The organism is Chitinimonas lacunae (assembly GCF_042650885.1).
Classification (GTDB): Bacteria; Pseudomonadota; Gammaproteobacteria; order Burkholderiales; family Chitinimonadaceae; genus Chitinimonas_A; species Chitinimonas_A lacunae.
In genome coordinates, this window is sequence record NZ_JBHSBU010000001.1 from 3,563,820 (window position 1) to 3,584,624 (window position 20,805).

Consider the following 20,805-nt stretch of genomic DNA (forward strand, 5'->3'; position numbering starts at 1 on the left):
CCGAACGCCCTTCTGTGGGTTTAGTGGAAACGACGTGCTGCCGGTGGCGCGAAGACAAGAAATGGCCGTGCCCGAGCGGGCACGGCGAAGTACTGCTACAGCAAACCGGATTCAGCGAACGAGTAAGGTTTTCCCTTACCGATGATGAAGTGGTCAAGGATCCGCACGTCGATCATCGCCAACGCATCTCGAAGCCGCAGCGTGATCCGGCGGTCGGCATCGGATGGCGTCGTGCAGCCCGAGGGATGTTGATGGGCCAGTATCAGCGATGTGGCGTTGTGGACCAGGGCACGCTGGAGTACCACGCGCGGATACACGTCGGCCCCGTCGACGGTACCGCTGAACAACTGCTCGAATGCTAGCACTTGGTGGCGACTGTCCAGAAATACGGCTGCGAAGATTTCGTTGGGGGCGCTGACCAGTTTCAGCCGCAGATATTCACAGGCTGCAGCGGGTCCATCGAGGGGCGACCTGTCCTTGAACAGGCGCTGTTCCAGTAAGGTGATCGCCTGCTGGACAATCCAGTCTTCATGTTGCGCGGCAAGCAGATCAAGTGGCGCACGGGGAGCGTCGGCGACAAGGCAGGACATGCGAACCTCCATTGCAGTGATTGGAGGGTATGCCCCAGGAGGGCGAACCCTCCATGGGGATGACGTAGAGCGGGTGGGGACTGCGGGAAACGTTTCGGCATCCGTCACCGATCACGGTGACTGTTCGCGTGGGGATGCGGTGCGAACGGGTGCGATCGACGCGGCTCGCCGCGTCGTAGCCTTGAAGATCGCTGGCTACCTGGGCATGTTGCCGATGGGGATCGGCACGCATGAAGCTGTATGGGAATGCGGCGTGAAGCCCGGCGAATCGAATGGTTCAGTCATGCCGCGAGTTCCCACCGTAGCGGTTCAATGCCGCGCGCACGGTCGATGCGCTCGGCGACACGGAGGGCCGCATCGAGTTCGCTGAGGCCGAACTGCTTCATCAGCTGGAATCGCTCGGCCTTCTCTTCGGGTTCGGTCATGGCCATCGCGAGATGCAGGCTCGGCGGCACCGCCCGGAACAGCACTTCCATCGACTTCGACAGGATGACGCCTTCGCTGAACTTGCCGGCTTCCTTCCGCGCCGACAGCATCAACGCCTTCTGCGCGGGCGTGAGTTCCCGAAAGCGCGCAATCTTCTCGACCTCGTCAGGCGGCATCGAGAGACAGATCCACCACTCGATCATGTTGAGCATGGGTTCCGCAGCCTTGGGCAGGTCATCGAGGTTCTGCGTCGCGAGCCAGAACCACGCGCCCAACTTCCGCCACATCTTCGTGATCTTGACGATGTAGGGCGCGAGCAGCGGGTTCTTGGTGATGATGTGGCCTTCGTCGGTCACATTGATGATGGGCCGGCCCAGAAACTGATCGCGCTCGGCGAGGTTGTTCACCGCGTTGATAAGGCTTATATAGGCGATCGAGAGCTGCGCGTTGTAGCCCTCGCGGGCGAAGGTCGCCAAGTCGACGATGGTGATGTCGGCTTCGGGCCATGGTGTGCCGGGCCGATCGAATAGCTCGCCGTCCGTGCCCTGGCAGAACATGTCCATCGCGTCGGCCATCTCCAGCAGCCGCGCGCGGCGTGCGTCCGGCAGCGAAGCGTCGCGGCCACGCTCGCGCAGTGCGTCGCGTACGTCGCGGGTCAGCACGGTGCGCTGCTCAGTCACACCGCGTTGTGCGGCGTCGAGGATACATTGACGAATCAGGCTGCGGTCTGCGCGCGTCATGCGCGCGTCTTCCTTGTCCTCGCCACCCGTAATCATCAGCCGGGCGGTGATCTCCAGTTCGCCGAGCACGTCGCGCTGCTCGTCGCGGGCTTGCGCCGTGGTCGCGCCGGATGGCTCCTCGTCCAGCGCGTCGATGTCGAGCGTTTGCACCTGGCTCGGCGTGTCGACCAGGCGCCACGCATCGGCAAACGGCGCCAGCCGCACGCTCGAACCCGGAGCGAGCTTCACCCGATGCACGCTCAGGCCGAGCCGCGCCGCGAAATCCCCGAATAGCCCAAACGAGTTGCCCGCTTCCACCACAAACAACCGCGGCCGATAGATCGCCGTCACCTGGTTGAGCAGGTTGTTGAGCGTGGCCGATTTGCCGGAACCCGTCGGGCCGAACAGAAAGAGGTGGGCATTCATCTGCCGATCGAGCCGGTTCAGCGGATCGAAGGTGATCGTGCCGCCACCACGGTTGAAGAACGTGATGCCAGGGTGTCCGGTGCCAGCGCTGCGGCCCCACACGGGAGCGAGGTTCGCCGCGTGCTGCACAAACATCAGCTGGCTGTACCACTGGTGCCGATCCGCGGCGGGATCGAAGACCGCGGGCAGCCAGCGCAGATAGCTGTTGAGCGGCGCGACCTCATCGTCTTCGCGGACCGGCTGCAGTCCCGCGGTGAGCATCACGTTGGCGAGTTGGAGACCTCTTGCATCGAGCTCGGCCTCGTCGCGACCTCGCAGATAGAACGCCAGGGTGCCGCGGTAGAGCTTGTGCGCGCTGCCCACCAGGCGGCGCACCTGCTGCACATCCTCGCGGGTCTGTTCCGACGCGAGCGTCTCGCCAACCGCCTTCTTGGCAAGATGGTTGAGATGCGCTTCGAGCACGTCCTGGGGCGTGGCGATCAGCGTCAGGCACATCACCGTGCCTTCGGGCATCTGATCGAACAGTGCGTTGCACGCGTCACCGCCCTTGCGTGTTTCCCCGGTGATATGTCCGGTCGACGGTGGGGTGCGCAGACGGTCCATCACCATCACGCGATGGGGCATCCCATCGAAGTACCACGCACCGTTCGCGACGTCGGAGCGTGGCTGACCAAAGAACAGACGCTGCGCGAAATCGCCGCTGGTGCGCTCGATTTCACCCACTTCCTGTTCATCGGGGTAGCGGGTGAGCGCATAGAAGCGCTCACGATCGGCGGCGTCCGGGCCGAGTTGGGTCGGATGCGGATTGAACCAGCGCAGCAGCCAGGCATGGATATCGGCCGCCCGCAGCCGACGCGACTTGACGCCCGCACTGGCGAGGCCGCCCAGCAGCCGGTCGCAGGTGACCGCGAGCGCCTGCTCGGGGGAGTGACCACGCCGCGAGACGGCGCCATGGGGGATGCGGCGGTAGACGACCATGCGCACGCGCCGGACCTGGCCGCGCCAGGGGAGTCGCGTCACGGTCGTGTCGTCAAACAGGCCGCCGGGTTTTGCGACCGCGCGCAAGTGATGCGCAACCGATCGCAGATAGCACTCGGTGAAGGCACTTCCCTGCGCACGCGGCTGCACATAGCTCGCCAGCGAGCGCAGGTAGTCATCCCAGTTGGCTTCATCCTGGGCATAGAGCTGCACCACCCACGGATGCTCGTCGAGTTCGTCGAACGCGTCCTGCAGCGCATGCTCGATCGCATCACGCGCCTGCCACAGCCACGCGAGCTCACGGCCATCGGTGCCGATCGGGATGAGTTCGAAGAAGGCAGCCACCGATTGACCGTCTTCGAGCAACAGGCACTGCGAGTCGGGCAGGTATTCGACCCAGGGCAGCAGATCCGCGAAAGACGGGGCGACGTCGTAGCGCGCCGCATGGTCGGCCTGGGTGGCCGGTCGTCTGCCCTGACCGCGTGCGAGGCCCGGTTCGGCGATCCCATGGGCGGCCAGCTGCGACACATGCCGCTGCCACGCATCGGGCGTGTCGTCCTCGGCGGACCGGTGTCTGGCCGCCGCCTTGCGCCACGGCCAGGCCATCAGTAGTCCTCCAGCCGCTCACCCGGCAGCGCGTAGGGCACGCGCGCGTGGAGCGGGAACACCGTGCTGTAGCCCGGTACCGGCACGGCGAGCGAGCCCGCCAGATGCGGAAACACATACATCACGAGGTCAGGATTGGGCAGTCGCCGAAACTGGGCGGCGATCTCATCGCGCGCCGTGCGCGCATGGGACGCACGGTCTGCACCTGCCGCTTGGTGATCGCGCTCGGTCAATGGCCGCCGCAGGGCGAGGCGTGCGTCGAGCAATTGGCGAGCCGCGACACTGCCGCTCGCCTGGCCGCCCGTTTCCTGCTGCCAGATGTCGAGCATCGTGCGGTCGTGATGCGCGAGCAGCTGGGCCTTGTTCGTGGCACAGCCACTCACGGCCGCGACGGCCAGGAGCGCCGCCGTCTTAATCCAGATCCGAGACATTGGGGACTCCGGTGCGGTGTTGGACGCGACGCCCCTGGGCGTCATAGTCGATGTCGAGGGCGTGTTCGAGATGGACGGCGACTTGGGCGCCGGGCGGCACATACACCGCGGCAAACGCCTGGCCATAGAGCTTGTTGACCCACTCGGCCATGTCGCTCACGCCTGCGGCCAGCACACGCCCGACGGCCTCACTGCCGCTGATGCCGACCGTGCCCAATGCCCCGCTGCCGTTACCGACCACCGCGACGCGACCGGTATCGGCCGGCATCAGCGACGCCGCGCCTGCACCGGCCGCGGTGATCAATGCCTGCGTGCCGAGGTACTGCTGCGCATTCGAGCGTCGCTCACCCGTGACGCACGGGATACCGTGCGGGTCGCTGATCCATCCGAGGCCACCGCGGCTGCCCGCACCGCTCGGGTCGCCCGGATGGCTGCCGTTGGCGCTGCCGCGCGCCTCGGGTACGGTCCTGATCGTGCCGTCGTGGAACACGAAGGTGATCGAGCGAATCTGCCCGCGGACACACGAGAGCGTCCAGTCGCCCGAAGCGGTGCTACTGACGACGGCGCCGGCCACGTCAGGGAGGTCAATGCCATTGGCCGTGAGGTTGTCCGGGCCGATCAGCACCTTGAACGGATAGGGATCGTTGACCGTGCCGTCGATCGGCACGCGACCGATCAGGGCGGTCATCGCGATCGAACCCATCAGCGTCGAGTTGGCCGGCACCGTGTAGACCGCCTGGCGGGTGGGCGCGACACGGTCGCCCGTGTCGTCGTGGGCGGCGGTCGCGCCGGGCTGGCTCGCCGGTGCCGGAGCAAAGCTCGTCGGAAAGCTCGGCAGTGCACTCCCATTGGTGCGAGGCAACTCGGGCCTTGCGTCGGCGGGCTCCACCCAGCGCGTGCTGCCCAGCGATGCACTGCCGCCTGTGAGGCCCTGCGCATCGCCCGCTTCGAGGCCGAGACCGACCGGCAACTCGACCTGCTCGCGCTTCTGCGCCAGGGTGTCGAGCCGACGCTGCAAGTCCTGCAGCAATCCCTGCGTCTGTTCGCGTTCGCTCGACGCCTGCTCGCGTGCCTGTTGCAGCTGCTCCCGCTCGTCAGCCAGCGCATTGTCGATACGCTGATCGACCGCACTCTCACGTGCTCGCAGGCGCTGGTTCTCCGCTTCCTGCTGTGCGTTGTCGTCGAGCGCAGCCTTCAGTTCGCCGCGCAACTGCTTGACCTGTCCCACCAGGGTCGCCACGGTGTCGTTGGGCGTATCGCCCTCGATGCCGAGCGCCTGCATCTCCTCGTGCGTGAGGCGCGTCGCCGGCGATGTCGAGGGCGTCTCGCGTGCGGCATTACCCGACAACAGCTTGATGCCGATGAGTGCCAACACCAGCGCCATTGGGATCAGCAGCCACTTGAGCAGCGGATTACTTTTCATCGGGCGCTCCTTCGGCGTGACCTGCGACCGTGGACGACGGCAGCGTCGTGCCGGCGTCGAACGGACGCAGGTTCGGCAGCATCGACTCGGCCAGGCCATGGCCGCGGGTGATCAGATAGAGCACGGTGGTGTCGGTCGACTGGCCGACCGGGCCGAGATCCGGATGCTGGAAGGTCGCCGCGATGAAATGGCCCTGGAGCACGCGCGGATCGAGGACGAGCCAACGGGTGGACGTGTTGGTCAGCTGGATCGCGGTCACCCAGTGGTCGTCGAGCTGCCACGCGGCCAACGTGTGAGCACGGATAGAAAGCGTTGGCAGCAGACGATCCAGCGCGAGGTCACGGCGCAGGTTCACCCGTTGAATGCCGGCGACCGGCTCGACCGTGCGCAGCGGCGCGTACAGGGACTGCGCGGCGTAGCGCGTCAGCACGACCGCAACAGGTGTCTCTGCCCGCCGCATTGGCTGGCTTCGCTCCCCGTCCACGGACTGGACCGGATCCTCCTCGGCCGTCGGTGCGGCATCACCCTGCACGATGCGAACCGGTTCGAGGGCGGCTTGACCATCCTTGGCGGGCATGGCGGTGATGTCGAGCAGGATCAGCGCACCCGTCTCGACATCCTGTACCTGGAGCCGCGAGGACGCGATCGGGCCGCTCGCCAGGAGATAGATCGCGCCCGCCGCGCTCTGTACGCGGAGCCGGTTGCCCAACGCTGCCGGCACACCGACGCGTACATTGCTGTCGACGAACACCACACGCTCCTGACCGACGTGCAGCGATACCGCCACGGGCAATCGCTCCCACCGCCGCAGCTCAATGGCATGGGCTGGCAGGGCGGCCAGCACGAGCACGAGGTTGAGCAGGGCCGACAACGTTGCGGGCTTCATGGCAACTCTCCTTGCGCGTGCGCAGGCGCTGAGGCCGCGCTGCCCGGGCGGGGCGTGGGGGGAAGTTCGATCCGTTGCGGCGGACTGGCGTAGCAGTCGAGCGCGAGGCCGAACGGATTGCGCTCCGGGTCCACGTCCTGCCGAACGGTCTTGAGCGTGTAGCGGATCAGTGCGCGCTTGATCTGCTCAGAACCGTAGTACTCGTCCGCATTGACATCGAGCATCACGATCCAGTCGCGATCGGACACGACCTTGACGCGTGCACTCGGCTCGTCGCCGTAGCCGCGTCCAGGGATTTCGTAGATGCCGCGCACGCGCTGACGCAGCTCACCGCTACTGCGGCGACGGGCGTAGTCCTGTTGCAGGAAGGCCTGGCAGTCCGGGGTGAGGTAGGCGGAAAGCGCGCGCAGATTGCGCGCGTAGTCGTCCTCGCCGTTGGTGGGCCAGCGCTGGAGCTGCTGCCAGATATAGAGCGTGAACGCGTAGACATTCTCCGGAGGCGTATCCCACCACCGGCGCGTACTGCCCGAGCGCAGATCGGGCGGCACATGCACCGTGAGCTGGCTCGGCGCACTCCACCAACCGAAGCCCAGCAGCAGGGCTACCGCGAACAGCGCACCCAGCGCGAGGCGCAGCGTACGGACATGCGCTTGCAGATGGTCGACTTCGTTGCGAAAGCGGCTCATGTCGAGCCCCGCTTCCCGGTGCGTCGCGTGCTCCAGTACCCGGAACGCGTCACGAGGAGGCGCCCGCCCACATAACCCGCCAGCGACGGGTAGTGCACCGCGAGCCACCACTGCAGCTGGCGATACAGCCAGGTATCGGGTCGCCCGCGCTTTTGCCGGCGCAGAAAGCCACCGCCCACAAAGACCCCGGTCGCCATCCCCGCCACGATGGCGGTCGGCACCATCGCGATGCTGCCGGCGAGCCACGCGAGTGGCACACCACACACGAATCCGATCGTCGCGAAGAGCCCTGCGCAAACCCACAGCTCATCCGCGGTGAGCCCGCGCACGACCACGGGCTGGCGATTGAGTCGATGCGGCAGGAGCGTGACCAGCCCGTCCTGCGGCGTATCCGTCGTCGCAGCCATCGCCTACAGCACACCCGTGGCCTTGGTGAGCATCCAGATCGCCACGACGAGCAGGATCGCGCCCACCGCAACCGTCAGTCCGAACTGCCCCCAGGTCGCGCGGCCCGTGTGGATTTCCGAGTAGCGCGTATAGGCGTGGTAAGCGACGCCGACGAACATCGACGACACCACGAGCAGCGCAACCAGCATCACGATGTCGTAGCCATAGTTCTGAAGCGTCTGCAGAATGCCGTCGCCCTGACCGCGCGACGGGTCTTCCATGGTCGGCAGACCCGCCGCGAACGCCGTCAGCGGTGTGCTCGTGAGCAACGCGGCGATCAGGGCATTGCGGAGCAGTGGGCGGGAAGTGTGCGAAGGCGTGTGCATGATGAGGAGCCTTTCGTGAGGTCAGGACAGCAGGAAGAAGGTGAGCACCAGGTACATCGCCACGAAGCGCACCACGACCGCCACGAGCTGCCGCTCGGCAATGCGGTGTTCGGCCCAGCCGGTGTAGGCCGCGCGCAGTGCCCAGGCGCCCCACAGCAGCAGCACGGCGAACACGAAGCCGAGGACGACCACGCTGACCGCCGAGGGCGGGAAGCCGCTATTGGCCTGGAACGCCGCGACCTGATCGGCAGTCGGTCTCATCGCGCAGCCTCGCGTGGTGCCTCGCGCGTGTAGTCGCCAATAAGCGGCACGGGATCGCGCGGTTGCGCGCGGTACGGCACGAGATAGTCGTGAATGCCAGCGTGGACGCGCTGGAGGTCAGCGCGCAGGCGGGTGTAGTCGAAGTGATAACGGGCGGGGGCTTGCGAGGCGCTTGCGGCGGCGTGCGCAGTGAGACGCTCTGCCAGTTCGAGCTGGCGAATGAGCGCGGCGAGATGCTGGTGTTCCGGGGTGTCGGCAACGGCGACAGGACCACACAGGCACGACAGGAGAACGACCAGCACAGCCGGTCCGCGCGTCACCGCCCCGGCATGACGTTGAGCATCCATCGTCTCCACTCCTCATCAAGCGAATGGAGCGATGCTGCGCGGCGCCCGTGGGACGAGCCGCAATCAATCGGATCTGTCGGACTACCGCATTTCGCAATGGCCAAGCGATGCCTCAGCATCGACGCCGTTCGGTTTGCTGTGGAGTCGCTGTTGGGCTGCGTCTTCCTTGCGCTTCGCACTATCACAGGCGCCAAGCCAAAACTGCGCCGCGTGCAAACATGCTGATCCGAACCAGGATGGAGAGGCTTATGACTCGTCGTTGCTGGCGTGGTGAGTGCGGCGCAAGTCGGAAACGACTGACATCAACCGCTTGATCGGCTCGGCCAATCGCTTTGGTAGTACCCGATGGTCGCTATAGCTCTTAAAGTCGGCCTCCCAGCGGCGCGCAACCCAAAGATCGTCTTCTGGCTGGTCGTTATCCACGCCATTGCAGTACTTGTAGCCGACCAATGCATCGCTCCGTGACAGCAGGAGGCGCGCCATCGTCATATGGAAGCGATGAGCCTGGAGATCCGCCGGGCCCTTGGACCGTGGAAGCGTCAGCCGCAAACATCGTTGTGCGTTGAACTCGCTCCAGTCGGGCCCAACGACTTGTCCAGCGCGTTCCAGCATCTTGCGCGACTGTTCATTCTTGCCGTTGACCACGGCGACGGCGACCGATCCCTTCGGGTACTCCAGCTTCTCTGCAAGCCGATTCATCCAGCGCACCAGCGTGTTCAGGTTCTCATCGTCTGCAAACACCAAAAACTGGTGGCGCTGTTCGCGATCCAAGAAGGCAGGGAGTTGTGCATAGAGGGGATATAAGAGCTCGTGGAGATAGATGTAGGTCTGTCGACGTCCTTGCTCGTGACTACGCGTGGTCGCAGTCAATACGCGCTGCGCCCACGCCGGCGTAATGTCGGCCAGCGTCATTTCGGTGATGTCGATAGAGATCAGTGCAAAACCGAGCGACTTGCCTATCAACGCCTTTCGGCCGTCGAAGGCATGGCCGAGTTCGATTTCAACGCCACCTAGTATCATGGGCTCGGCCTGGATCGGTGGCCCCAGCACGGCAACGTCGAGCCGAAAATGGCTACCGAATGGGGTCTCAACGAGGTGCTCGGTGGCGACTTCGCTGGCACCCAGCAATAGGTTACCTTCCAGCGGAAAGTCCGACACATCCGCGTCCTTGAACGACCATGGCATTGCCAGCCCGGCCGCTATCCGTCGGGAGAGTTCGGCTGCGATGAGTTCTTTCGCTTGGCGGTGCTCGGGACTTTCCTGCACGGCACGCCAGCGGCTTTCTTCCTCGTCGTCGAAGTGCGCTTTCGTGTCATAGGCGTGTTGAGCAGGGAGCACGCGGAAGTGGGATCTGCGACGCAGCTTGCCGTCCTCAATCGTGGGACTGACCCAGGTCACCAATTGGCGCATGGCACCAGGCGACACGAGAGGCCAGAGCTTGCGAGCATGTTCTCGGCTTCGAACATCGCGCGCTGCGATTCGCGTCTGGAAAATCCCTTTTCGAGAGAAGACAACGATTGCTTCGTCCATTCTTATCTTTCTGCCTGTGGTCGTACGCCTGCTGCGTTCACTATGTCGTCCAGCCTGATGAGCCAGCAGCATTGGGATATGCAGGACATCCTGATCAGCCAATAGCCGATTCATATTGGATGCAGCCTCCAGTGGATCGCGCGTAGCTCCCAGAAGTTGCCGATGAGGAAGGGGCGACTGCCGCTTTGCTCGGACTGTCCGGACTCATGGTGAACAGTCCTAAGACCCCATCGATAATGATGAGAAGCAGGAGGATACTCTCGTTCGCGATGAGAGGCGTGTCCCCGGAACCGACACTTTCACCGCCCCTAGCCTAGTTGCACGGCCGATTTGCGTCAGGTCGAAAATCGCATAGTGGGTAAGCGTCGGTAGGCGGCGCACATCATGGATGTGCGGGAAGCGCGTTCAGAGATACTTCTTGAAGGTCGACGCCGTCACAGTTGTCGCCACACCAAGCAGTGCGGCGCTCGGTAGCAGGATCAGCAAGGGATGAACACTGACTGGCAGGGCCAGATAGATAATCCACGGCAGTACCATCAGCGGAACGAGACTCGCCTTGGCACGATGGAAGACAAAGCCCGACTCGCGCCCGGCCCCGAAGCGACGAATGTCACGACGCACCAGGCCGTCAACCAGGCCAACGAAAGCCGCGAGCAGAAACAGCGGTAGCGACAGGCCGAGCACGAGCAGCCGCACGAGGAACACCAGCACCGTATAGGCCGCGGCGATCAGGTAGCTTTCGAGATGGCCGTACACCACGCCAACGTAGTAGCGAACATCCTGGGTGGCGTGCTTGCTGCCCGCTTTCGCCTGCGTGGAGGCCTCGCGTATCCAGTCAAGCAGCCCGCTGCGAACGAACAGCCAGTCGTAGCCGTGTGTGACCCACTGATGCGCCGTGCGACCAGGTTCCTGCACCAGCGCACTGCGGACGAAATGGGTCGAGAGTTGTTCGAGTTCGTCGTTGAGCATCCCGCGCGCATGCCGCCAGCCCTGCTCGGGCCAGAACCAGTGCATCCCCACGCACTCGATCACAATGCTCAACAGAAGGGAACCGCACAGCACGCCGAGGAAGCGAAACGGCAGCGTGACTAGGTTCGCGATCAGTCCCTGCTGCTGTTGCTGCTGGCGTTGCGCCGCGACTGCCGGATCGCTCATGCCGTGTCCTGATCATCGTCAGCCGCCCTCTGCCTGAAGTCGTCACGCAGGTCGGGCGGCAATGCGCTGTCTCGCAAACCCGGGAGCGTCGTCTTGTCCCACCAGTCGCTGGCCTCGACATAGTGCTGCCGCATATGGCCGGTGAGCGCCTGCAGATCCTTCGGCATGACTTCGTCCGGGTCGGGTGCGGGCAGCGGCATGCGGATCTTCCACAGATTGCCGCCTTCGATCAGCGCAAAGCACTGCCCCTTGGGGAGCGCCACCACATGCGCGGGCTCGATCAGCGGCACGCTCGTGCTGGTGACGCGGTCCTGCGTGCTGGAGCTGAAAGCGGTCGTTCCGTGGGGGTCCGAGCTGTCGGTCGCTCCACTCATCACGGCCGTGGCGTAGACCTCCACCTTTGGCAACTGGCGGGTCAGCAACTCGGCGGTCGCGGTCTCGCGCACGCGCAGCATGAACAGGTTGTTGAAGTTGCCGACCACCTGGCCGGCCTTGGCACGGTTGCCGATGCGCGCCTCGATGTCGGAGAGGGTCTGGGTGTAGGCCGTGACCTGCACGCCCGCCCCGCCCCCTTTGTTGATGAGCGGAATGAACTCGTCGCCCATCAGTTCGTTGAACTCGTCGGCATGCACATTGATCGCGCTCTTCGTCGTGCTCGCGGTGTCCGGCAGACCCTCGTCAAGGCCGAACTTGTAGAGATGGCCCGCCACCGAGACAAGATCACTGAACATCGAATTGCCAACGGCCGCGCTGACCTCGGCGTCAGAGAGCGCGTCGAGCCCCACATAGACAATCGCGCGCTTTCGGACGACCTGCATCCAGTCGAAGATCGGGCGCGGATCGGTCAGGTCCGCATAGTTTGGGGCAAGCAGCTGCGCGATCTTGCCGGTGGTGAGCTTCTCCAGCAGGGGCAGCAGCGACGCCACGATCTTGTCGAAGTAGGTGCGGTCGTAGCGCACCGCACTGCGTAGCCCATCGAGCACGGGATCGTGCACGCGGACCTGCGACAGATACTGTTCGAGCGCCACGACGCGCTTCTCGCGTCCGACCATGTGACGCGGGATGGTCTTCTCGTTGAGTCGGGCCTCGAGCTGGACGATGACCTCCCACGCTTTCGGTTCCTGCTGGGCGAAGTAGCGCTGGGCGTATTCGATGAACAGGGCGTCGATATTGATCACGTAACGCTGGATCAACAGGTAGTCCGGCCGTTGTCCGAGTTCGACCAGGGCACGCGCGATGATGTTGACGAATCGCCAGGAGAATTCCTTGAACGCCGCGCTGTTGCCCTCGCTGGACAGCTGCCCGGCGATGCGCGTCGCCACTTCGCTGATGCGTCCAAAGCGGCCGATCGCGTTGTAGCGCGCGCTGAGGTCCGGCCAGCCCAGATGAAACACATAGAACTCGCCTTCGCGACCCGCACGCTTTGCTTCCACGTACATGCGCTTCAAGAGGTCCGCATCGCCCTTGGGGTCGAACACGATCACGGTCTCGTGCTGACCGTTGACGCGACGGCGGATGTCCTGGGTGATGAAGAGTTCTGCCAACCGCGTCTTGCCCACGCGTGTCGTGCCGAGCACCAGCGTGTGGCCGACGCGCTCGCCCAGTGGCAGGGTCACGTCGACCTCGTGCGGTTCGATGCCATGCAGTCGTGGCAAGCCACCGACGGGCGGCAGCGGTCGTGCGGGATTCCAGGGGCTGTCCCAGGCCAATAGCCGGGCGAGCGTAGAGAGTGGGGCTGGGGCGAACGCCAGTCGTGCTTCAAGTCGGCGGGCAAACCGGTAGAGCGCGGTGGGCTCCACGAAGCGGCGGAACTCCGGCCGGTAGGTCTGCATCAGCCGATGGGTATGTCGCTGGTCCCACCGAAAGCCGCGGCCGATATACAGGCGCTGCTGGCTCACTGGCACCTCGCGACTCGTCATCACATAGCGCGGCAGCCGCCGGATATGGCGTCGGTAGCGCAGGACAACGAGTGCATCGCAGAGCCGCAGCGACCCGAACACGACAAACGCCGCGGCCGAGGCGTGCCCGAGCAATGGGTCGAGGGCAAGCGACCATGGCGCGACCACGCACAGCACGGCCGCGCCCGCACAGGCCGCCACGCTGTAGAGTTCGACCGCAGGACGCAACAGCACCTCGACCGCATGAGAGGGCGCCATGGTCCGGCCTAGGGCTCGATGCCGGTCGCCGTGATCAGCACCGGGTAGTGACGCAGGCCAAGACGCTGGGCCAGTTCGTCGCCCGATACGGGCGAGAGCCGGATACCGGGCGCGAGGCGTCGGAGGGCATGCAGGGCGTCGTGCGTGGTGACGTTCACGACGAGGCCGACCGCCTGGAGCTCGCGCAATGCGTGCTGCCGGCGCTGCAACCAGGCACGGGAGCGCTCGTCATCACCGATGAGGAAGAGCGGCGTCAGTCCGGGCGCCTGAATCGCCCGGCGCGGTTCGCGGCCCGGCGACAGCGTCATCGAGCGCACCGGCAGCATCGCGGCCTCGGCCTCTGCGGCCGTGCCGATGCGCGGGGCCGGCACGGATGCCGAGGGCGGGTGGGCGTCCGGCGCCGGGCTCAGTGCTTCGTAGTACGGCAAGGCGGACACGCCCCCTCGGTCCTCGACGACGATCAGCGGTGGCGGGGTATGCGCATGGGCGACCGAGGCGGACAGCAGCCCGAGCACAGCGAACAGGACGGTTTGTTTCATTGGACGAAGCCCTGGTCAGTGGAGGAAGGGGCGGTCACGCCGAGCACCCGGGCGAGATGGCGGTGCACGCTGCGGCGGTAGCGCGCAGCCGGCTCGCCGCCCGCTGGGCGGTGGTAGCGGCCGATCGCGAGCAGCCAGTCCTCGCCCGGCGTGTGGTGCTCGCGCAGGATCTCGGCGGCGATGGCGAGGTTGCGGTAGGGGTTGAGCAGGTCGCACGGCGCGTCGTAGCGGTGTGCGTGATAGCCGAGATTCACCTGGCCCAGGCCCACATCGATCCGGTTCGCCGTCGTGTCCCGCAGCGCCTGCTGCAAGCCGCGGCAGGCGTCGGTCTGGGTCGTGTAGCGCTGCGGTGTGCCCGCCACATTGAGTGTCCAGGGCCAGGGGACAAGGCGGCCGCGGCGCGCGATCCCGCTTTCCTGCAACGCCACGGCAAAGAGCACCGAGGGCGGCACGCCGGCCAATCGCGCGGCGAGTTGGTAGGCAGGCGGCGGCAGGTCTTGCGCGCGCACCGTGGATGCGACAACGCACAACAGGGCGGCGAGGACAGGGCGGCGACCTCGCCGGGATGACAGCGCCCCGCGCCGGCCTATTGCCGTTGCCATTGGCCGTTCACTTCGCGCACCACGGCCGGCAGGTCGCCCGTCAGGCCCAGCGACTGCCAGCGCCCGGCATCATGGTTGAGCGTGATCGTGCGCGCCCGCACCTTGGCGGGATCCACCGCGGCCTGTGTCGCCCACTGGCGAATCCGGGCATCGTCCGGGCGACTGTCGACGAAATACACATCGAAGGCCGTGCCAGCCGCTTGCAGCTGCTGAACGCGCTGCACGCACGGCGGACAGTCGGCCTTGACGAAGACGGCGAGGCGCGCCGGGCTGGCTTTGACCGTCGTCGCTCGCGGCGCCTCGAAGCCGTTCATGCGCTGCAGGTCCGGAAACAGCCGCTGCCACGCCGCGTCGTAGGCGCGTTGATAGCTCAGCAGCTTCTCGACGCGCCGGGCTTCGGCCTGCACTTGCAGCTCGGCATAGCGCCGACGTTCTTCGTTCGTGCGCGCCTCGATCCCGAGCGCCGTCAGCGGATCAAGGTTAGGCGAATAGACCCCGAGCGGCCCCTGCATGAGTTGGCGGTAGCGTGCCCACTCGTCGGGGCGAAGCCCCCAGTCGCGCGCCTGGTGCGCGTCGGAGGTCGCCTCGGCGCTCACCTGCGTCCGGCTCTCCACCGCGCGGACCGTGTCGGTTGGAGGCGACTGCGCATAACCCTCGACCGCAGCGATCAGACAACCGCCCAGGCAAACCACACGATACCGATCCATGACCTACTCCTGGGGCAGCGCTACGCGCTGCGTCTGATCGCCCAGGCGAAACACGACGGCGTTGGTTTCGATCGACTGCAAGCGCCACACACCCGCCTCGCTGCCTTCGCGCAGCAGTCGGACCTCGGCCAGCGACGTGGCCTCACGCGGCAGAACCGACACAAAGCGCTCGGCCGCGCGTTGCTGCAGGCCGACGACGCGGAACGGCAAGGCAGGAACCGTCTTGGCTTGGGCTTTCGCCTGAACGAGCGGACGTCGTGCTGCCTGCGCACGCGACGGCACTCGCTGCGCCTGCGCAAGCTGGGCTTCGAGTCGATCGAGTCGGAGTTGCAACACCTGCACATCGGCGGCCTGCGCCACGCTGTGGTGGGCCTGCTCGATCGCGGTGAGCCGGGCGTCCAGTGCCCGGCGCAGGCCCTCGACCTCGGCGGGGGTGACTACCGCCGGTTGATGGGACAGCGCCGTGTCGAGCTGCTGCCTGAGGGTCGCCAGGCGCGCTGCGTGGTCGCCGAGCTGCGCCCCGACGCGCTCGGCGTCTGCCGCCTGCATCAGGCGAAACACCGCCGCGCTGTTGACGGCCGTGACCACGCCCATGACGAGCATGAAGACGCGTTGCGCCACGCGAACGCGCGGCCGGCCAGTTTCGGTCGAGTCGATCACGGATGGCCTCCTTCCGGAATGCGCTCGGCCGTGCCCGGATCGGGCGACGGCAGGTCTCGCTGACGGAAACACACGGTCCGGCTGACGTCGTCGACCGACATCGTCCAGGCGGGGCCGGCCAGCGTCAGCAGTGCGTCACGCAGCGTCAGGGGGCCGAGGGTGAGGTGGGCGGCGGGCAGCGGCAGCCGGTACAACGGGGCCGCATCGGCCGCCTCGCAGAGCCCGTAGCCGGTGCGCGCGAGCGCATGGCGCAGGGCGTCCCCGACGGTCGCGTCAACGTCGACCGGGATCGACATCGTCACGACCTGCGCGAGCAGATCACGCTGAAACGGTTCCGGGACCAGCTCGACGAGCGTATAGCGACCTTGCCGCACCACGGAGACGGACGACGCCACCGCAGTGGGGATGACGTCGGTGACGAGCGGGCGTGTCGCATCAGGGAGTACAGCTGGCTGCGTGGCGCAGCCAGTCAGCACGGCCCCTGACAGGCACAGACAGAAAACTTGCAGAGGGAAAGGCAGCACACGGCACCTCGTTGCGCAGAGTGATGCTGGCAACATTCCAGAACGGGACGCGGTGAGGTGCAGAGAATCCGCTCTGCCGCACGCCCCGATTTCCGCGAGGCAGGCACAGGCCGCACCGCCGGATCAGATGCTGGGTACTGGTGAGGTGAGGTTTTGCGATTTTCCGAAAATCGGAAGTCGCGCATAGCGTGGGAGGCCGCCCTCGGTCCTGCGGCCCCATGCCCAAGTCGATCTATCGCGACGAATACCGGATGCTGGTTGATCTGCTGCGTCACGCACGCGAGCAGGCGGGCATCACGCAGGGATCGGTCGCCGAGGCCTTCGGCTGGCCGCAGTCAACCCTGAGCCATCTGGAACGCGGTTCCCGTCGCATCGACGTGGTGGAGTTCGTCGACTACTGCCGCGTGATCGGCGTCGATCCGCGGACGGTGTTCAACGAGTTCCTGCAGCGAAGCGACAAGGCCGTGAGACGCTCGACCAGAAAGTCCTGAGCAACGGGTCGAGCCACTGGCTCAACGCGGTCGCGCTGGCAGGCAGACTCAGGCGGTCTTGGCCAGGTCGGCGATTAGGTCGCAGTGGACCTCGATGCCGATCGCTTCGGCCCCTTGGTCAAAGACCAGCTAAAGCGCGAAGCAGAAACCCGCCTCATCTTGCCGGAGCGCATGGGCAGATCAACCACCCTACCGACGGAGAAAACGATGGAACGAGAAGCAAGCGGCCAGCAGGCCAACCGGGACGAAGGCGCAGCCCTGCGCCGCAGATCAGCAGCAAGAAGCGCTCAAGCAAGAGCAAGAACAGCCCCGCGAATCGCAGCAGCAGGAGCAGCAGAACCGCCTCCAACAGCTTGCCAACCACATGGAGCAGCAGCGTATGGAGCGGGAGTGCCAACGCCAGCAGGAGCGCGAGCTCAGCGGCCCGGATTTGAGCCTACGAGGTGGCACCAATGGACGGCAAGGTGTCGGCAACCGTTGATGCCCTGTCGGCCACTCTTGAAAGGATGTTTCCAATGAAGACCAAAACCGACTTCTAAGCCTTCGGCGCAGCCGTGGCAACATGGATCGCGGAGCGAACCGACGAGCCGGTATCGGCCCAGCGCCTGCGCTGACACGCTCGCCACTGGCGAAGCCATCATCACTGCCGCCCAAGTGGCAAGCCATTTTGGAGGCCCGACCGGATGCCGCCGAGTTGGCCGGGTTGATCGAAGAGTGCCGGGCCTACGTCGAGGACTTGGCGTGATCCTCGTTATTGACCCTGAAGCGACCGTCGGTTTGACCTATCTGGAGAGTGTCCAAACAGTTAAGATTGCCGTCAATTTTTCTATGTTTGGGTACTGTCAATGAAACAACGAATAGGCTATGTCCGCGTTTCGACGGATGACCAGCACCTTGCCTTGCAGCGGGACGCACTGACGAAAGCCGGTTGCAGCGTCATCTACGAGGAAGCGGCCAGCGGGAAATCGACGGCCCGCCCGGAGCTTGAGCAGTGCCGCAAGGGGCTGCGAGAGGGTGACACGCTTGTGGTGTGGCGACTGGATCGACTCGGGCGCAGCCTGCCGGACTTGGTGCAGATCGTGGCCGAGCTGGAACAGCGCGGCGTTGGCTTCGAGAGCTTGACCGAGAAGATCAAGACGGACAGCGCAGCGGGCAGGCTGGTTTTCCATGTGTTCGCCGCCCTGTCGGAGTTCGAGCGGAACTTAATCCGCGAGCGCACACAGGCCGGTCTAACTGCCGCCCGTGCCCGTGGCCGGGCCGGTGGCCGCAAGCCGAAGCTGGATGAGCAGCAGGTGCGGGAAATCAAGGCGCTTTTGCGCGACCCAGACATTCAGGTGGCAGACGTGGCCCGCCGCTATGGCGTGTCCCGCACCACCCTTTACAAACACGTCGGCGTCATCGCGCCGCGCCAATGAGGACGTGACGGAATGCTTGAACAACTTGACACCGCAGACAGCGTGCGCCGCGAGGTTGCCCCCCGCACCGCCCAGAAGCACAAGTCTGAGTTGGGCCAGTTCATGACCCCTTCGAGCGTGGCCCGCTTCATGGCGGGCATGTTCCCGCCTAGCACCCTGCAGACCTGCCGCTTGCTGGATGCAGGCGCGGGCGTCGGTGCCCTCTCCTGCGCCTTCCTTGACCGCTGGGTGGCCGGTGGCTTCGGCTTCAAAGCCGTAGAGGCGACGGCCTACGAGGTGGACGAGAAACTGCGGGGACACCTCAAACAGCACTTGGCGGCCTACAGCAAGGTCAAGGCCGAAGTCATCGCCGGGGATTACATCGAGCTGGCGACCGCCGAGGATCTCCAGGCCAAGGGCTACACCCACGCCATCCTCAATCCGCCCTACAAGAAAATCAACAGCAATTCAGCCCACCGGCTGGCCCTGCGCTCTGTCGGCATTGAGACGGTGAACCTGTATTCGGCCTTCGTCGCGCTCGCCGTGGCACAGGCCGCACCGGGCGGCCAGATCGTGGCGATCATCCCGCGCAGCTTCTGCAATGGGCCGTACTACCGCCCGTTCCGTGACTTCATCCTTGAGCGTGCAGCTATCCGCCACATGCACCTCTTCGAGTCGCGTAACAAGGCGTTCAAGGACGATGAAGTGCTGCAAGAGAACGTCATCATCCGCCTTGAGCGTGGCGGCCAGCAGGGGCCGGTGACGATCACCACTTCGACCGACGACAGCTTCACCGACCTTGCCACGAACGAACACCTGTTCGACCGGATCGTATTCCCGGATGACCCGGGACGGTTCATCCATGTGCCCACCACCACCGAGAAAAGTGCCATCGAGCTATCGCCCGCCGTGCGCTACTCGCTGGCCGATCTGGGCATCAAGGTATCGACCGGGCCTGTGGTGGACTTCCGCTTGAAAGAGCAACTGCGTGACATGCCCGAAGAGGGCACGGTGCCGCTGATCTACCCCGGACACCTGAGCATCACCGGGACGGTGTGGCCGGTGCCGGGCTTGAAGAAGCCCAACGCGATCATGCGCAACGCCGAGACGGAAAAGTGGCTTTACGCGAACGGCTTTTATTGCGTGGTGCGCCGGTTCTCATCGAAGGAAGAGAAGCGTCGCGTGGTGGCGAGCGTGGTTGATCCTGCGGCCTTTGGCGACCATGCCGTACTGGGCTTCGAGAACCACCTGAACCTCTTTCACGAGAACAAGCGCGGCTTGCCGGAGCTGCTGGCCCGAGGGCTTGCCGTGTTCCTGAACACCACCGCCGTGGATGAGAACTTCCGCCGCTTCAACGGCCACACGCAGGTCAACGCAACCGACCTCAAGCTGATGAAGTACCCGAGCCGTGAGGCGCTGATCGAGCTGGGCCAATGGGTCAAGCAGCACAGCGAAATCACACAGGAAATGATTGATGAACAACTCGGGAAACTGACTGCATGACCGACAAGAAGAACGACTACATCGAGGCCGCCCACCAGATCATCATTTCGCTGGGCCTACCCCGAGCGCAGCAAAACGAGCGATCTGCTCTGTCACTGCTGGCCCTGCTGAACCTCACGCCGGGCAAGCCGTGGGCAGAGGCAGAAAACCCGCTTGTGGGCATTACACCGATCATGGATTGGGCACGCGCTTACTACGGCAAGGAGTACGCGCCCAACACCCGCGAGACGTTCCGCCGCCAGACCATGCACCAGTTTTGCGACGCTGGCGTGGCCCTCTACAATCCGGACAAGCCAGACCGCCCGGTGAACAGCCCGAAGGCCGTCTATCAAGTCGAACCCGCCGCCCTCAAGCTGCTGCGCAGCTTTGGCTCGCCCAAGTGGCACGACAACCTCACCGCCTATCTGGCCGAGCGTGAAACGCTGGTTGCTAAGTACGCGATGGAGCGCGAGCAGAACCGCATCCCGGTCGAGATCGCGCCGGGGAAGAAAATCACCCTCAGCCCCGGCGAACATAGCGAACTCATCCGGGCCATCATCGAGGACTTTGCGCCCCGCTTTGCGCCAGGTAGCGTGCTGATCTATGCCGGGGACACCGGCGACAAGTGGGGTTACTTCGACGCCGCGCTGCTGGCCGAGCTGGGCGTGGATGTGGACTCACACGGCAAGATGCCCGATGTGGTCTTGCACTTCACCGAGAAAAATTGGCTGCTGCTGGTGGAGTCCGTCACCAGTCACGGCCCGGTCGATGGCAAGCGCCACGCCGAACTCGCCAAGCTCTTTGCCGGTTCCAAGGCTGGGCTGGTCTATGTGACCGCCTTCCCGAACCGCTCCATCATGGGCCGCTACCTTGGCGAAATCGCATGGGAGACAGAGGTGTGGGTGGCCGATGCGCCGTCGCACCTGATCCACTTCAACGGCGTGCGCTTCCTCGGCCCCTACGCGACCGAGGGCTGACGCGATGACGAACAGCCGAGTCCACTCGCAACGGTG

General features: G+C 65.1%; 22 protein-coding genes. 4 read left to right on the plus strand and 18 right to left on the minus strand.

What is annotated here, in order from left to right:
* Positions 1 to 95: 95 nt before the first annotated feature.
* The 18 genes from radC to pilL2 all read right to left on the minus strand — a co-directional run bounded on the left by radC (position 96) and on the right by pilL2 (position 16,425).
* Complete coding sequence (radC, locus tag ACFOW7_RS15300; RefSeq protein WP_378165823.1) at positions 96 to 590, minus strand: RadC family protein; 495 nt, start codon at positions 588 to 590, stop codon at positions 96 to 98.
* A 281-nt stretch (positions 591 to 871) separates the two neighbouring features.
* A complete protein-coding gene (locus ACFOW7_RS15305) occupies positions 872 to 3,745 on the minus strand; it encodes a conjugative transfer ATPase (protein ID WP_378165825.1) in 2,874 nt (957 codons plus the stop codon).
* Positions 3,745 to 4,176 (minus strand): TIGR03751 family conjugal transfer lipoprotein, encoded by a 432-nt coding sequence (locus tag ACFOW7_RS15310; protein ID WP_378165827.1) that lies wholly within the window; start codon positions 4,174 to 4,176, stop codon positions 3,745 to 3,747. The genes ACFOW7_RS15305 and ACFOW7_RS15310 overlap by 1 nt, the downstream gene beginning before the upstream one ends.
* Positions 4,157 to 5,599 (minus strand): TIGR03752 family integrating conjugative element protein, encoded by a 1,443-nt coding sequence (locus ACFOW7_RS15315; RefSeq protein ID WP_378165829.1) that lies wholly within the window; start codon positions 5,597 to 5,599, stop codon positions 4,157 to 4,159. Before ACFOW7_RS15315 ends, ACFOW7_RS15310 begins: the two co-directional genes overlap by 20 nt.
* Positions 5,589 to 6,485, minus strand: a complete 897-nt coding sequence (locus ACFOW7_RS15320) for a TIGR03749 family integrating conjugative element protein (protein ID WP_378165831.1) — start codon at positions 6,483 to 6,485, stop codon at positions 5,589 to 5,591. The genes ACFOW7_RS15315 and ACFOW7_RS15320 overlap by 11 nt, the downstream gene beginning before the upstream one ends.
* Positions 6,482 to 7,171, minus strand: coding sequence for a PFL_4703 family integrating conjugative element protein (locus tag ACFOW7_RS15325; RefSeq protein WP_378165834.1), 690 nt, complete (start codon positions 7,169 to 7,171; stop codon positions 6,482 to 6,484). Before ACFOW7_RS15325 ends, ACFOW7_RS15320 begins: the two co-directional genes overlap by 4 nt.
* Positions 7,168 to 7,578, minus strand: a complete 411-nt coding sequence (locus ACFOW7_RS15330; protein WP_378165836.1) for a TIGR03750 family conjugal transfer protein — start codon at positions 7,576 to 7,578, stop codon at positions 7,168 to 7,170. Before ACFOW7_RS15330 ends, ACFOW7_RS15325 begins: the two co-directional genes overlap by 4 nt.
* 3 nt (positions 7,579 to 7,581) lie before the next feature.
* Positions 7,582 to 7,944 carry a TIGR03745 family integrating conjugative element membrane protein gene (locus ACFOW7_RS15335; protein WP_378165838.1) on the minus strand — a complete coding sequence of 121 codons (363 nt, stop codon included), beginning with the start codon at positions 7,942 to 7,944 and terminating at the stop codon, positions 7,582 to 7,584.
* 21 nt (positions 7,945 to 7,965) lie between these two features.
* Positions 7,966 to 8,205 carry a TIGR03758 family integrating conjugative element protein gene (locus tag ACFOW7_RS15340; protein WP_378165840.1) on the minus strand — a complete coding sequence of 80 codons (240 nt, stop codon included), beginning with the start codon at positions 8,203 to 8,205 and terminating at the stop codon, positions 7,966 to 7,968.
* Positions 8,202 to 8,552: an integrative conjugative element protein, RAQPRD family gene (locus tag ACFOW7_RS15345; protein WP_378165842.1), complete on the minus strand. Its 351-nt coding sequence runs from the start codon at positions 8,550 to 8,552 to the stop codon at positions 8,202 to 8,204. The genes ACFOW7_RS15340 and ACFOW7_RS15345 overlap by 4 nt, the downstream gene beginning before the upstream one ends.
* 246 nt (positions 8,553 to 8,798) lie before the next feature.
* Complete coding sequence (locus tag ACFOW7_RS15350; RefSeq protein WP_378165844.1) at positions 8,799 to 10,082, minus strand: hypothetical protein; 1,284 nt, start codon at positions 10,080 to 10,082, stop codon at positions 8,799 to 8,801.
* Positions 10,083 to 10,487: 405 nt separating this feature from the next.
* Positions 10,488 to 11,237, minus strand: a complete 750-nt coding sequence (locus ACFOW7_RS15355; RefSeq protein ID WP_378165846.1) for a TIGR03747 family integrating conjugative element membrane protein — start codon at positions 11,235 to 11,237, stop codon at positions 10,488 to 10,490.
* The gene (traD, locus tag ACFOW7_RS15360; RefSeq protein WP_378165848.1) at positions 11,234 to 13,393 is read right to left on the minus strand and encodes a type IV conjugative transfer system coupling protein TraD; all 2,160 of its coding nucleotides are present in this window, start codon (positions 13,391 to 13,393) and stop codon (positions 11,234 to 11,236) included. Before traD ends, ACFOW7_RS15355 begins: the two co-directional genes overlap by 4 nt.
* Positions 13,394 to 13,401: 8 nt before the next feature.
* Positions 13,402 to 13,932, minus strand: coding sequence for an integrating conjugative element protein (locus ACFOW7_RS15365; RefSeq protein ID WP_378165850.1), 531 nt, complete (start codon positions 13,930 to 13,932; stop codon positions 13,402 to 13,404).
* Complete coding sequence (locus ACFOW7_RS15370) at positions 13,929 to 14,441, minus strand: transglycosylase SLT domain-containing protein (RefSeq protein WP_449252236.1); 513 nt, start codon at positions 14,439 to 14,441, stop codon at positions 13,929 to 13,931. Before ACFOW7_RS15370 ends, ACFOW7_RS15365 begins: the two co-directional genes overlap by 4 nt.
* Positions 14,442 to 14,518: 77 nt before the next feature.
* Positions 14,519 to 15,241: a TIGR03759 family integrating conjugative element protein gene (locus tag ACFOW7_RS15375; protein ID WP_378165854.1), complete on the minus strand. Its 723-nt coding sequence runs from the start codon at positions 15,239 to 15,241 to the stop codon at positions 14,519 to 14,521.
* Positions 15,242 to 15,244: 3 nt separating this feature from the next.
* Positions 15,245 to 15,901, minus strand: a complete 657-nt coding sequence (locus ACFOW7_RS15380; protein WP_378165856.1) for a hypothetical protein — start codon at positions 15,899 to 15,901, stop codon at positions 15,245 to 15,247.
* Entirely contained in the window at positions 15,898 to 16,425 is a 528-nt protein-coding gene (gene pilL2, locus ACFOW7_RS15385; RefSeq protein WP_378165858.1) for a PFGI-1 class ICE element type IV pilus protein PilL2, read from the minus strand. The genes ACFOW7_RS15380 and pilL2 overlap by 4 nt, the downstream gene beginning before the upstream one ends.
* 218 nt (positions 16,426 to 16,643) lie before the next feature.
* Between pilL2 and ACFOW7_RS15390 the strand changes: the two genes are divergently transcribed.
* The 4 genes from ACFOW7_RS15390 (at position 16,644) to ACFOW7_RS15405 (ending at position 20,769) form a co-directional block, all read left to right on the plus strand.
* Positions 16,644 to 16,916: a helix-turn-helix domain-containing protein gene (locus ACFOW7_RS15390; protein WP_378165860.1), complete on the plus strand. Its 273-nt coding sequence runs from the start codon at positions 16,644 to 16,646 to the stop codon at positions 16,914 to 16,916.
* Between the two features lie 845 nt (positions 16,917 to 17,761).
* Positions 17,762 to 18,331, plus strand: coding sequence for a recombinase family protein (locus ACFOW7_RS15395; protein ID WP_378165862.1), 570 nt, complete (start codon positions 17,762 to 17,764; stop codon positions 18,329 to 18,331).
* Between the two features lie 12 nt (positions 18,332 to 18,343).
* Positions 18,344 to 19,813 carry an Eco57I restriction-modification methylase domain-containing protein gene (locus tag ACFOW7_RS15400; RefSeq protein ID WP_378165864.1) on the plus strand — a complete coding sequence of 490 codons (1,470 nt, stop codon included), beginning with the start codon at positions 18,344 to 18,346 and terminating at the stop codon, positions 19,811 to 19,813.
* Positions 19,810 to 20,769, plus strand: a complete 960-nt coding sequence (locus ACFOW7_RS15405) for a BsuBI/PstI family type II restriction endonuclease (RefSeq protein ID WP_378165866.1) — start codon at positions 19,810 to 19,812, stop codon at positions 20,767 to 20,769. The genes ACFOW7_RS15400 and ACFOW7_RS15405 overlap by 4 nt, the downstream gene beginning before the upstream one ends.
* Positions 20,770 to 20,805 lie beyond the last annotated feature (36 nt).